Source organism: Lysinibacillus sp. UBA5994 (genome assembly GCF_002429725.1).
Lineage (GTDB): Bacteria > Bacillota > Bacilli > Bacillales_A > Planococcaceae > Lysinibacillus > Lysinibacillus capsici.
Genome location: NZ_DJAU01000061.1, coordinates 152,197 through 165,306, shown reverse-complemented (window position 1 = coordinate 165,306; position 13,110 = coordinate 152,197). Strand labels below are relative to the sequence as shown.

Annotated in this window: 13 protein-coding genes; 8 read left to right on the top strand and 5 right to left on the bottom strand. The window is 31.3% G+C overall.

Going from position 1 to position 13,110, the window contains the following annotated elements:
- Positions 1-749: 749 nt before the first annotated feature.
- Positions 750-1,031 (bottom strand): hypothetical protein, encoded by a 282-nt coding sequence (locus B3D98_RS21510; RefSeq protein WP_257520305.1) that lies wholly within the window; start codon positions 1,029-1,031, stop codon positions 750-752.
- 854 nt (positions 1,032-1,885) lie between these two features.
- Between B3D98_RS21510 and B3D98_RS21505 the strand changes: the two genes are divergently transcribed.
- From B3D98_RS21505 to B3D98_RS21490, 4 genes are all read left to right on the top strand, one after another.
- Positions 1,886-2,140, top strand: a complete 255-nt coding sequence (locus B3D98_RS21505; protein WP_288586003.1) for a DUF2442 domain-containing protein — start codon at positions 1,886-1,888, stop codon at positions 2,138-2,140.
- Between the two features lie 387 nt (positions 2,141-2,527).
- A complete protein-coding gene (locus tag B3D98_RS21500; RefSeq protein ID WP_288586001.1) occupies positions 2,528-2,683 on the top strand; it encodes a hypothetical protein in 156 nt (51 codons plus the stop codon).
- 550 nt (positions 2,684-3,233) lie between these two features.
- Positions 3,234-3,476 (top strand): hypothetical protein, encoded by a 243-nt coding sequence (locus B3D98_RS21495; RefSeq protein ID WP_257520301.1) that lies wholly within the window; start codon positions 3,234-3,236, stop codon positions 3,474-3,476.
- A 270-nt stretch (positions 3,477-3,746) separates the two neighbouring features.
- Positions 3,747-4,829 carry an S-layer homology domain-containing protein gene (locus B3D98_RS21490; protein ID WP_288585998.1) on the top strand — a complete coding sequence of 361 codons (1,083 nt, stop codon included), beginning with the start codon at positions 3,747-3,749 and terminating at the stop codon, positions 4,827-4,829.
- A 128-nt stretch (positions 4,830-4,957) separates the two neighbouring features.
- On the opposite strand, the gene B3D98_RS21485 is transcribed toward B3D98_RS21490, so the two are convergent.
- Positions 4,958-5,182, bottom strand: a complete 225-nt coding sequence (locus B3D98_RS21485; protein WP_258859764.1) for a DUF2188 domain-containing protein — start codon at positions 5,180-5,182, stop codon at positions 4,958-4,960.
- Between the two features lie 139 nt (positions 5,183-5,321).
- Entirely contained in the window at positions 5,322-5,450 is a 129-nt protein-coding gene (locus B3D98_RS21480; RefSeq protein ID WP_258859765.1) for a hypothetical protein, read from the bottom strand.
- 570 nt (positions 5,451-6,020) lie between these two features.
- Here B3D98_RS21480 and B3D98_RS21475 point away from each other — a divergent pair.
- The gene (locus B3D98_RS21475) at positions 6,021-6,410 is read left to right on the top strand and encodes a hypothetical protein (protein ID WP_288585994.1); all 390 of its coding nucleotides are present in this window, start codon (positions 6,021-6,023) and stop codon (positions 6,408-6,410) included.
- 458 nt (positions 6,411-6,868) lie between these two features.
- Here the strand turns inward: B3D98_RS21475 and B3D98_RS21470 are convergent, their stop codons facing one another.
- Both B3D98_RS21470 and B3D98_RS21465 read right to left on the bottom strand, forming a co-directional pair.
- Positions 6,869-7,147 (bottom strand): hypothetical protein, encoded by a 279-nt coding sequence (locus tag B3D98_RS21470; protein ID WP_288585992.1) that lies wholly within the window; start codon positions 7,145-7,147, stop codon positions 6,869-6,871.
- Entirely contained in the window at positions 7,140-8,120 is a 981-nt protein-coding gene (locus tag B3D98_RS21465; RefSeq protein WP_288585990.1) for a ParM/StbA family protein, read from the bottom strand. The genes B3D98_RS21470 and B3D98_RS21465 overlap by 8 nt, the downstream gene beginning before the upstream one ends.
- 241 nt (positions 8,121-8,361) lie before the next feature.
- Here B3D98_RS21465 and B3D98_RS21460 point away from each other — a divergent pair, with 241 nt between their 5' ends.
- The 3 genes from B3D98_RS21460 to B3D98_RS21450 all read left to right on the top strand — a co-directional run bounded on the left by B3D98_RS21460 (position 8,362) and on the right by B3D98_RS21450 (position 13,003).
- Positions 8,362-10,086 carry a hypothetical protein gene (locus B3D98_RS21460; RefSeq protein WP_288585987.1) on the top strand — a complete coding sequence of 575 codons (1,725 nt, stop codon included), beginning with the start codon at positions 8,362-8,364 and terminating at the stop codon, positions 10,084-10,086.
- Between the two features lie 2,080 nt (positions 10,087-12,166).
- Positions 12,167-12,427, top strand: coding sequence for a hypothetical protein (locus B3D98_RS21455; protein WP_288585984.1), 261 nt, complete (start codon positions 12,167-12,169; stop codon positions 12,425-12,427).
- Between the two features lie 192 nt (positions 12,428-12,619).
- Complete coding sequence (locus tag B3D98_RS21450) at positions 12,620-13,003, top strand: four helix bundle protein (RefSeq protein ID WP_288585982.1); 384 nt, start codon at positions 12,620-12,622, stop codon at positions 13,001-13,003.
- Positions 13,004-13,110: the final 107 nt, after the last annotated feature.

Genomic DNA, 13,110 nt, shown 5'->3' with positions numbered 1-13,110 from the left:
AAATCTCCGTACTGAATGACATATTTTAAAGGGTGTTCCAGATTCTTCGTAGTGAACATACATATAATATCGTATGTAGTTAAACAGGAATAAAGCATGCGGGTTACCAGTACCTTGTCTCAATAGGGGCATAAGGATTTATTTGGTTTCATATAATGATTGGTTACAATTAATGATGTGGATTCCAATAGTGTTTGTTACTTAATTTTATTTGAACATGTGTAAAAGAATTTCATAAATGTTCATACTTTCTAATATTTATTTCGAAATAGTTTGAAGTAAATACAGAAAAAATATGAAAAAGTTCATACTTGTTTCGCTAAAATGGTATAGGTTACACTATGCGTCTTTTGCATTATAATCGATAACACATGTTAAGGTATCTATTATTATCAAGTTACATATATGAAGTTTGAGAATTGATTTTTAAAAACATGGGGGGAGGAGTTAAGACACATTAAGGTGATTCCTAAAAAGCAGGGCAGCCAGTGAATTATAAGATGTATCAAAAGAGTATACACCAGCGGAAAATAAATTGGAGTTTGTTGATGGGTTTTTCCTGACATTTGATGAAGAAAGGGTGAAAATGGTTACCTTGTGTTTGTACAACCTGGGATTACATAACTTCGTTAAAATATTGCCACAAGAATCGAGGGTAGAATTACTTCAATTGCTTCAACAAGATTAGTATAGAAAACAGGCTCGACATGATAGACGAGTTTGTAGTAGTCAATATGAAGGCATTGGTATTAATCCAGTGCCTTCTTCTTGTTTTTATATCGTTTAATGAATTCTTTACCGAATTCCCTCGTGTTCAATTTTGTTCTACCTACAGGTTCATAATCAATTTTAAAAGAAAATTCGGCATTCAAATTTTTTAGTTTCTCGTACATACTTTTCACAGGAGTTTCAATTTCATCTATTATTTTATAAATTTTTAGTCGGGGCAATGGATTCTTATCAGAAAATAGATATATGCGATATAATCCATTGTTTGACTTAATATCTATTACTTCAAGTAAATTGTTCATTTCATAACCTCCAAATGAATAAAATTAGTTTAACATGTAGTTTCAATAGCATTTGTACCATAACCATATTTGAATATATACAAACGAAGTACGAAATAATTTCATAACTGTTCTTAATTTATCGTACTTATACCATAACATTTCAGAGGAACTACGTAAAAAGTATGAAAAAGTTCATACCTTTTTTCGATATAGACCGAAATTTAATCGGCAATAGTAAAACTGAACAATCCTTATAAAATCTATGTTAATCTTCTATCATAATAAAAAATAAAAAGAGAGGACGAAAAGCATGACCATTACCATAAGTGAGAGTAAAAGAAAAGGAGGAAAGCGTTTAAACCCTGGGAAACAGTTCGAGAAGGACTTGTATGCCTCTGTTTCAGAGAAGGAGTACTTATTTTGTCTATAGATTAAAAGATGACAATTTAGGCTTTGCAAACGTGAAAAACCCTTGTGATTTTATCTTATATAGGAAACCAAAAATCTACCTTTTAGAATTGAAGAGTCACAAAGGAAAATTCATTCCATTTGGAGCCATCCAATCCTATCAAATCGAATTATTGTACCAATTCAGCAATATCGATGCTGTAAAGGCTGGATTTATATTCAACTTTTGAGATGTGAATGAGACCTATTTTGTAGAGGTTGTATCTGTGTATCATTTTTATCATGAAAGGGAACGTAAGAGCTTTTCATTGGATTGGGTAAAAGAAAATGGGGTTGCCCTTCCACAGAAGCTTAAACAAACACGTTTAAATATTACTTGGGTAGTTTACTTAATTAGTATTGGAGCTATGTGCTAATGCGTGTTATTGTTTTGAAATTAAACTATGTCAGGGTAGGTGCAGGGAATGAGAATTACTTCAGTTATACCCACAAGAAATTTCAAATTGCTATTGGTGTTCGACAAGCAAGAATATCGCATAGTGGATATTCGAAAATTTTTAAAAGGTTATAGTGGTTCATTGGCTGAGGTCAGAGACAATTTGGAGTTTTTTTTAAAAGTTACACTGGATGATATTGCTGGGACAGTGGGTTGGCCTAATGGAGTAGATTTTGAACCTGCTATACTGTATCAAGAAAGTATGGAGGTCGATTTTTCCTAAGACAAAAAATATCCCCTTATATCGATTCAGGTGATATACTTAATACATCCATATATGGGAGGTGTTTCGTTTGAAACGGGGATGTATAGCATATTGTATTCATTTCAGGTTGGTAAATTTAAAAATTGAACATAGTAAATGTACGTAAGACGTTGAAGTATAGCGATGACTATATTCAACGTCTTTTTATTTTTGTCTATAGTCAATGTAAATAGGGATATTCATTATGAGGTTTAGGAGATGGAGAACAGCATTGATTTTACTTTTAATAAAGCGGTGGTTGTCTTAGAGATTACGGATTTGATGGAGTAGATAGGGAAGAAGAATTTTTTGCTATAAGAGAAGAACTTTTCAATATTTTTTTGGAAAGATGAGGAGGAATATTAATTGGATTTTAAATTGAAGGGAGGTGAAAAAATGTTAGCTTTAGCTATTGTAAGTATTTGTACTATGATTTTTATTTTTATGATGGCTTTACTCTCTATTTTTGTGATTTATAAAAAAGTAATAAGGAAACAAAGGAAATCAAACAAGGGAGATTAATTATTCAATAACTAAGTGAAAAGAGGGATATTGTGGCACAAATTAACAGAAATAAGAAACATAATCTTCATAGAGTGAAAATGAGAGTGACAGATATGGGATTTAGCGTATCAAATGATAATAAACGAATAATAGCAATGATAGAGGAACATGAAAAAAGGAGATTTAGATTTTGTAATACAATATTTATCTTGTACTGCGGTATCTTGTTGTTAGCATTGATAATGGTGATTTTAGATTGAAAAATAGTGATGAACTAATACAATTAAAAAATTATTTATGATAAAAACTATAAATTAAAATCTACTGGGAAACTGATAAAACATATAAATATACTTTTTTGGGAAAGAGCAGATGTCTGAAACCAAGTTGGGTATAATGCTATCTATTCTGAGGAGAAATTAAATAAGGCTTCGATAAATTTAGGGTAGTGGTAACCAAATTAATAGGGGAAGAATGATAGAGATTCATAGTACGTGCTTTGGAAAAAGACTAAATCTTCAGCATTAAATTTTTGAGAAAATAACTTAATGAAAGGTGGATATTAATCATGAAAAAGTATGAAGAAATGTCAAATGAGGAACAGAAAAAATTAATAATGGAGATAAAACGATTCGATGAAGAATTTGATGATGGAGATGGAGTTTATGCCATACCACGACCACCAGGTGAACCAAAAGTAAAAGTACGAGCATTAGCAGATTATTGCAAAAAGAAGAGTGATGAATTAGGGAGAGAAGTAAAACCAATGGACTTGTCTCCAGAAGAATTAGAATTATTTCTTGTTTACTGAAGCATAAATGAAGAGGGGATATTCGAAAATATTAAAGCTTTCAAAGCTAAAGAATATCTCCCATTTCGATTTAACAAACACTCTTAGCTTATTGCTATTTATATCGTGATTGAAAAATATCTAATTTAATCTATATTTTGGTAAATGAGTAATTGAATAAGTATTAATAGTTTAGTATAATTTGTAGGTATTTAGATTTGCGTCGTGTTTTTAGTATTTAGTATTTTATGCTTAGTAATAAGTAATATTATTTATTAGGAGGAAGGTTTTGTGAAAATAATAATAAGTTACATAATGACCGTTTTAGTTTTATTTAGTAGTTTAATGTTTATGCAGGAAGCAAATGCTCAAACTATATTTTCTGATGTTCCAAAAACACATAGTGCCTATAAAGAAATTATGTTTTTAGCAGAAAAAGGAATAGCGAAAGAGTTCCCTGATGGAACATTTAAACCAAGTACCAATATTACACGACTGGATGCAGTCCGAATGTTATTACTAAGTAAAGAAATTACTGATTTTTCTGATGTTTCGAATCCAGGATTTGTCGATTTGAAACCTGGTCAAAATGGCTACGAAGAAATTGCTAAAGCTGTAGATTTAGGTATTATTGATGGCAAAGTTAATGCACAAGGACAAAAAGTGTTTGAACCGTCAGGGAACTTAACACGTGGTCAAATGGCAAAAATCTTCTCTATTGCGTATGAATTTGAAGGATACTCTAATAAAGGCTTCACAGACGTACCACCTTCACACTGGGCATCTGAATATGTTCAGTTATTAGCAAACAACAAAATTACATTTGGTTATAGCAATGGTAAATTTGGTGTCAATGACTTTATTACCCGTAGTCAGTTCTCACTGATGATAGCTCGTACATTGGATGAATCATTCCGTGTAGAACCAGAAACGCTAAAACCACCAACAGGTGGCATAACATACCCTGATGGATGGACAGCTCCAGTATTAACTTCTAAATGGAGTTCTGATTTAGCTAAGAACTTCGAAACTCTACAAAATGAGTTAGGTTTTACAAATGGTGGCCATTTTTACGGAATTCAAGGTGCTTCACGTGCTATCGTTGTAAATGGTGGAGACAGTCAAAATGAAGTGACAATCTCGTTCTACATGTGGGATGGTGATGCTAATGGTCAAATACCACAAGCATACCGCATTCCGATTGTGGCAAAGGAGTTATTTAAATTATACTTCGGTGACGATGCTCAGAAAGTATGGGATTATTTCAACAATAATGATATTCCAGAAGAATTCACAGCTAATGGACGTAAAGTAAAAGCAACTTATATTGACATTGATGGAAGCATGTATATCCAAGTTGGGAAAAAGAAATAAAAGAATAGGGGAAACAAAGTGTAAGAAGGACGAAGCGTTTAATAATTGAATAGAAAAGCAGGGAGTGTTAGCTTACTCCCTGTCTTTATAGAGATTTCTATTAATTTAATTGTATACAGATATTGGAATTAACCTCTTGGTGGGTAAGAGTCATTACCGTAACTATTTTTTTCACGGATTCGACCTTGTTTATTGTGTATAAGCAGTTCGGATTTTTGATTTATGGCGATGTCTCGGCCAAACTGAATAGCTTCATACTGTGTGTTGAATATTTTGGTAGCTTTTGAATTGCCTGCTCCTTTGACCTGAAAACCACCATTTGGATGCGGCGTAATATGTTGATTTTTCCCCATTAAATTGTCTCCTTGTCATTTAAAATTGTGGGAGGGGAACATATTATCCTCTGTTTATTTACTTCATTCTGTATTACTATTTATTTAGATATTTTAAACACATGCTCTTATTTGTTCTGCAAAACAAATAAGGGCTTTTTTACTTTAATTTTCTTTTTAGTTCACGTTCCAGTTTCTGAACTTCCCTTTTTACCTGTTTATCCATCTCTCTATTTATTTTTCTTATTGCACTATTTAATTGAGATTGATTTACTCTTATCTTAGCCATATACATCACCTCCTGCTCATTGGGATTGAAAGTATAATCCCCCCACAATTTAGTATTATAGCAGTTAAGATTCTTTTTATCAATATATGGTATTGAATGAAAACGTAAACAACTATATGTTGTGTTTTAGGTGTAGTTCTTTATGGCAATAGTTTTATCTATTCCATTACAAATTATCGTTTGAAAAAATGGGGTATAGCTGAAAATGCAAATGAAATTTAAGTATTGTAACGACACGAATAATGAAATTTCAATTCACCCTGGCACGTTTATTTATGGCTGTATAGCTGAAGACAGGAGTTCAATTAAGCCACAAGAAGAAAGATTATTTATTTTGCCTTCAGATACATATCCATGGGTGAAAATGTGGGATTATGAAGATAAGGGATTGCATAAATTGATTTCTCCCTGTACTGATTAGATTGCAGAGGAAAATAAGTAGGTTAGTGCATTGGTTATCCAATGCTTTTTTTAGTATAAAGTGTTTTTGTTCAACTAAAGTTGCAGTATTGTTTAAGAAGGAAAAAGATTATTAGTGGAGAATCTTTACCCTAAAAAGGAGGGAGAAATATGTTTAAATTAGGTGAAACGGTAGAACATGAAACATATGGAAGAGGGAAAATAGTAAATTTTGATTCACAAGATAAATCCAGTTTGATAGTTGAATTTGAAGAGGCACATGAAGTATTTATTCGAGATATCATTGATGAAGATTATCATTACGAAGATAACAGTAGATTTGAAAAAAGAAGTTTTATTAACGTTTATACTTGGGATTTAAAAAAACTTAGACCTGATTATAAGAATAGTAAGGGCAAAAAAGTAAATGAATCTTATATTAGTAATTGTCATTCTTGCGAGGGAATGGTCAGCCACAAGACTCATCCCAGGTGTGAAACTTGTGGATGGTATAAATGTGAATGTGGTTCTTGTGGATGTAATTACAAAAGGTCATTGTAAGAGTAAGATGGAAGAAAATCCTTGTTCGACTAACGGAGTGCTTTAGTTCAAGGAGAATAATCATCATTAATGATGGTTTTTTATTAGTTCAGTACATGTTAAGAGTAATACTAATGGGGAATGTTTTATAAATGTATTTGGGTAATTAATAAAAAACTTCCAACAACTCCTCACTATTCGTATTATTTTGGTAATTGCTCATAACCTTTTCGTAAAATTTATGAAATTGTTCATACCTTGAAAGGTTTATGTATTGAAAATTGAAATACTAAAACAAAAAGCTCATAACTAATCGTATTATTTCGGTAACTGTTCATAACTTTTTCATAAAATTTATGAAATTGTTCATACCTTTGAAAGATTTATGTATTACAAAAAGAAATGCGGAAACTAATAGAAGATATGAATAGAGATAAAATATTTGAAGAAAGAAACGGGGAGTCGTTTTGGACTCTCCGTTAAAATAAATTATTGATTAAATCGATATCTTCTGCAGAAAGATTATCTTTACTTTTATTAGAATTGATTGTGATTGGCTGTAAAAACTCTTGATTTTGAAGTAATTTATGCATTATTTGTTCAACCTGTGATTCTAAATCTAAAGATGAATGTTCTCCATTCATATCTGCTTCTATTAATTTGCAGAGATAACTACTAATGTTTTCCTTTGTTTTGATAAACTCGTAGAGATGAATGGAATTTTGTTTAAAACTAATGGAAACCTTGTGTTTAGACAAGTTTCTTCACTTCCAGTATTCTAAAGAAACTTAGCACATTAGCATATTGACTGTCTTGTTCGATGACTGCAGTTGGAAATTGTCTAAGGATTTCATCTTTAAGCAAAAGAGAGCCACCACCACAGAATATAACAGAAATATTGTTAAAGGTGATGCTACGTGATTTTGCGAAGTTAAATATTTCTGTTACATGAGTTTCGATTAGTTTTTGCAATATTACCTTACTTTCCTCTTGTTTCACCCCATTTACATATAGATAGCCTTCTTTCAAAATATGCTCAACATCTGCATCAGAGACAGTGATACCATAATGGGAAGCCATCTTTTCAGCTATTTTGGAGCGTAGTATATTAATTCCACTATTACCTATGACCATAGAATCTAACATAGGCACGAGCCCTTCAAACATGCAATAATTAGAATTCAATCCTCCAACATCGATTATAAGGCTCCGTTTGGATTTAAATTCATTAATTCGTTGATAAACGGGACCAGTCCCTTCAGGTAATAAAATAATCTTATCAATTCGGAAAATAAATGCCCTGCCATTCACTCGGAGTGAGATGGTTTTTTGTTGGTTCTGTATGAATTTCTCGTATTCTGCTTTCAGAACCGAATTTTTATAGATGTTAAGTGGGACATTCACTGCAAGGCGAATATTTGGGATACCATTGTTCTTACTGTCTATTTTGATAAGGTACTTTGTAATCGCAAGGTAGATACATAATAAGTGTTCTATAGATTGTTTGGATATATCATAGTTAGATTGTGCCTCCGAGTTCATATCCCCAATCAAAAATGTTTTCCCATCTAATTCAACAATTTGATTCGTTGGTGTTAACTCTACCCCCAGTTCTTGAACCTCTTGTACTAAAGTTCTAAATTTATATTTGTGTAAATTGCCATTAAGCGAAAATACACTTTTTGTCGTGTGTTTACCACTGTCAACAGCAATTGCAAAATGATTATTCATATAATTTGAAACCTCCTTAAAATGTTATTTTTATATGATAAGCAGATGAGGGAGAATAATTCCTACATTTCGTACTAACTATGTCGAACCTGGTGCGAAGTAGTGAGATGAAGGCGGAATCGCATTCAATATAGGGTAAAGCATATTGTGAAGTGTCAGACTTTATAGAACCGATAATCTATGTAGTATTTTTGCTCCTGTTGGTATGTTAGAGATAGCATAAAAAAGGAGAGAAATAGTATTGAATAAAGTATTAAATAGTTATGATTTTGATGAATTGCGTCAGCAAATTGAGAATAAAGAAAAATGGAATAAAGAAGCTTTTACTGTGTTTTCTTATGAGGCAGGTAGTGGGAAATCGAGAGAAAGTCAACGTTTTTTAGGGGAGATGACGAAGAATTATTCGTATAAAGCTGTCTTTATACAACGCTTTGTGAAAGATAATCGATTAGAAGAAACTGTGAACCGTATCAACGAATTTGCAGGTAGGGATGTAGCTGTTGGTATTACAGGTGAAGATAATAAAAAGAAAAATGGATTGGACAAGGCGAAAGGAGCACAAATTATTGTGTGCAGTCACTCAATGTATAAGCAGTTCTGTCGAGGGTTACACACAGAATTACTGAAAGAGCGTGAGATTTTAGTAGTAGATGAATATATTGATTTAGTGGAGAGAATCTATTTAACCCTTGAAGATATGGCATCTTTATGGAGCGACTTTGATTTATATGAACAAGGAAGAGAAATGGTAGTATTAGCTGAAATATTTAAGGAGAGATACTATCATTATTCTACATTGTTGAATGCTGTTAATAAACAAGAAATATTTTATTTAGATTTTCAAGATACTATCTATGCAAAATATAAGAGAGCTGTAGAATCATTAATTACCTCTGTTCATGATAAGGTACAGAAACAATTACTATTAAAAATCCAAAATTTATTGAAAAATGGTGGACTTTTTTATGAGAACTGCTTTCATACTTTCGAAGATATCTCGTTCTATCTATTAGAAAATAATATAATTTTAGATGCGAATGGAAATTTTGATGCAACTTATCAGCTCCACCAAGATATTTTCCGTGTTAAAAATCAACCTCATGTATTTGACTATTCTCAAATCATATTGAAGCATTTTAATATAAATACGAGTAAAGGACAGTTAGAAAAATATCTTAATTTTTATGAAAAAATGTTAGAGGAAATTGAATTCAACAATGGGAGCAAAATATTATTTGTTACGGAAAAAGATAGTGTAAGAACGGTACAAGAAGCGTTGTTAATTAAGTATGCTCATATTGGTGATACGATAGAAGAGATAGAGTCACATTTAGATATAAAGTTTAAAGTAGAATATTTTGGTAATATTATCGGAAGGAATGATTTTCGGGATTTTGATAAGGTGGTTATTTTGAAAACACCAAACTATTCCTATTTAGACTATACGTTGAAATCTTTTTATCTCAGAACGAAAAGTGGAAAGCCGATGGAAAGTATTCGTATTTTCGAGAATCAGGATATTGAGTCTATAAGAAAGACGGCAGTGGCAGCAGAAATATATCAAGCAATTAAACGAATTAATCGAGATATGAAGAAAAATGCTCAAATCTATCTATTTTGCGATAGTACTGAGGAAGTAGATATCGTAAGGCAACAATTAAAAAATGTGCAATATGTAAAGCAGGAAGTACTCTTCGTAGAGAAGGGTGAAAATGGAAAGAAAGAAGGGCAGTCTAAATTGGTAGAGAAAATCAATAGGGTGCAGGATGCCTTGCTTGAGTATGTTCACTCTAATATAGATAGTATTCGGAAGAAGGACATTCGAAGTCAAGCGAGTATTGCAGATAAATCTGAGTTCTCTAAAATTCTAAAATATCTTGAGCCGTTCCTGACCACCTACCATATTGAAAGTAAGGGGCAAAAACTTATTTTAAAACATGATACAGAATTTAAAGATGTCAGTTGAGGCATCTTTTTTGTTTTTATAGAAAATGTTGTTTTATACACTCGTTTGAAAAAAGAATGATGAAATATTATAATTGTTGTTTAAAAAAGTTGTATTTCTCTCTTATATAAGGGAAAGAGACTCAATACAACTTTTATTTTTTAATGTAACAAAAAAATTCAGGAGAATTTCAATCACCAGAGTACCTGTTAATTATTGATAACCCTTGTTTTATAGGGGGATTTGGCTACTACATATATAATGTCATATTGTAGATTTTTGTTCATGCCATGTGAATAATAACCGTTGTAATCAAAAACATAATTTGGGGAAGTTTTGTTTTCCCAGCATATTTATTTCCTTTTGAACAGTGCGTAGACAAATTTGGTAAGGAACATAATATATCTGGAGAGATGGGGATATTGGAGAACTGCAATACATTTGTGGAATTATAAACAGCTTGCTGTTTTGTTAGGAGTGGTTTTTCAATTATCTTGGGATTTGTATATAATTTGACATTTATCTGTGACTGGGTGTAGTAGTGCAATAATCTATAGTAACAAATACTAAGTGTATTGTATTATCAATTGTTCACAGGTGGATAACCATTACTATTGCCAAAAATATAAATTCTAAATATCTAAGATAAATAATAAAAAATCACTTCTAATAAAAAACATATGGGGGGTTATTGTATCCTCCAGTATTCCGTTTGAACGGATACATATGATTTTTTCAAGATGCATTGGTAAGGTTTTTAAACAGCTTGCTGTTTAGTTAAAAGTGGTTTTTGTTTTTTTAATTAAGTGTTTTGACTTTTAGATTTAATTTGAAATTCGGGTTTATTTTTCACACTATATAGGTTTATGTTTTCAAAAAGTTGTTATACTCATTAAACCATTGATACTACTGGGTTCAGAGGGCTTCACATTGAAAAATAATTTCCCCAAAAACGTATAGTCAAACAATCCCTTTTTTGAACGAGTGTGCAAAACAATATTAGCTGAGTATAAGTGAGCAGTTATGAAGATAAACAATGAAATAACAATTTTATTAGAGACGGGCTAAAGATATAGCTTTGTATAATTATCCAAAACTCGTTGACGAATTGTTTAGGTTGTGTTAAATTAATTTCACTGAAAAACTACTTAGATATAATTGTTGACTTTAGTTAACCTTCTTTTATTTACTTTACTTATAATTTACTTATAATAAGTGAACCAGTCTAACTGGATTACTTGAATGTACTTTACTTAGAAATTTAATATCTATAGCCATGATTCAATGGGATAAGTATGTCCTACTGAATTAGTTGAAAGGGGATAGGTCTATCCTTTGGCTATAGAAATTTTCTATGTAAATGTTAAATCACATTCAAGTAATCCAGTTTTTTTGTTGTTCTTTGAAAATTTTATAGTGATTTACTTTATCAGTGAAATAGGAGCCATTACAATGTCAGCACCTTTACACCAAAATTTACATAATCGGAGGAAAGCTATGAATAGTTTCAAAGAAGAATTTCGAGGTTCGTTATTAAAAAGGGAATGTGTCAAACCACCTTGAACAGTTTTCACATTTCGTAAACTTTGTTCCTTTTATAAAATAAATATACAAGTGAACAAGCCACTTTTTTGAGTAGATTGAAATTAGAAATGAATTGGAGGAAATAACGATATAAAAAAACTTCTGATATTAAAACTTAATGACGTGCAACAAGGGTATAGTGGTGATTTCTATTCCGAACAGTTCGATTGCATTTTAAAAGAAGGTGAAGATAAACATATTTTACAAACAGATTATTTTTGGATTAATAGTCATTTCATTGTAGATACCGAAAGAGATATAGATGTTAATTTGACTAATATCCTAAAGGCAATACAGGCTGGGGCAACAATAGAAACAATGTACTATGTTGACCATTTGTTTTAATCGATTGACTGGTACAACTTTGTCGATGGATAGGAGCTGAGAGGTTTGAAGAATGTAGAATATGGAGAGGAACATGGTCTTTAAATTAAGAAGTGATGCTATAAAATAGTAGGCATTTCTGGACTTTTATAAGTTTAGTAACTTTATTAAAAAAGAAGAGACCCTTCGCATTTTGGAAACCTTAGATTTGGAGTATGAAGAAGAACGTATTCTTAAGATACGAAAAACACATTCAAAACAAGGGGTTGTTTGTTATTTATATTTGAATGACGGAAGGATTTACTATAGTGAAGATAGAGAGCTGGGTGATTATGAAATAGAAATAATGATAATTGACAAATATCACAACCTTTTTGGTAAAAGAAAAGACTATTATAAGCCTTTATTAGAAAAATACTATAAAAAGAGAACGGATAGATTAGAAGAAGTATAGATGAAATAAAAGAGCACAGAGATATGTTCGAAGAAATACTGAATTAAGCCATTAGGAAACAGCCAAACAATTCAATACTGTATTTGAAAGATTAAAGGCTACATAGAGTGATGGAAGAAGTTGAACAAGAGTAATAGGAATATACTAAGTTATATATAGGAAAAATTTATGAAATACTGGAGGAGAAATATATTGGAAATTCAATTTAAAGACCCAAAAAAGTTAAAACTTTATGAAAAATGTATGGAATTAAACGACCTCATTTTCACATTTGTAAGAAGTAATAGTTTTAAGGAAATAGGGTCACTGAAATCACAGATTATTCGTTCAGGTACAAGTATTGGAGCTAATTTAACAGAAGGTAACGTTCAAATTTATCCTTTAAAAGAGTTATCTTTTTATAATAATGCTTTAGGAAGTGCACACGAAACTTTATATTGGTTAGAAGTTTTTTGTAAAAATGGATATTTAACCGTCCGACAATGTGAGGATGCTAATATAGTATTAAAGGAAATCATATTGATGTTAATGGGGATGATGAAGAATGCGAATTCCAAAATTGAAAAGGGGAGTTAAAAAATAGATATAGTATTTAAATTACTTCTTATCCTTGCAGGATTGAATTATAGAAGAGAATTTATTAAAATGGCTCACCAACCCATAAAACAACATCATTATCTCTA

Coding starts and splice junctions, on each gene's coding strand:
- B3D98_RS21510 (WP_257520305.1), bottom strand. CDS start 1,031: ATGAACAATTTACTTGAAGTAATAGATATTAAGTCAAACAATGGATTA.
- B3D98_RS21505 (WP_288586003.1), top strand. CDS start 1,886: ATGAGAATTACTTCAGTTATACCCACAAGAAATTTCAAATTGCTATTG.
- B3D98_RS21495 (WP_257520301.1), top strand. CDS start 3,234: ATGAAAAAGTATGAAGAAATGTCAAATGAGGAACAGAAAAAATTAATA.
- B3D98_RS21485 (WP_258859764.1), bottom strand. CDS start 5,182: ATGGGGAAAAATCAACATATTACGCCGCATCCAAATGGTGGTTTTCAG.
- B3D98_RS21480 (WP_258859765.1), bottom strand. CDS start 5,450: ATGGCTAAGATAAGAGTAAATCAATCTCAATTAAATAGTGCAATAAGA.
- B3D98_RS21475 (WP_288585994.1), top strand. CDS start 6,021: ATGTTTAAATTAGGTGAAACGGTAGAACATGAAACATATGGAAGAGGG.
- B3D98_RS21465 (WP_288585990.1), bottom strand. CDS start 8,120: ATGAATAATCATTTTGCAATTGCTGTTGACAGTGGTAAACACACGACA.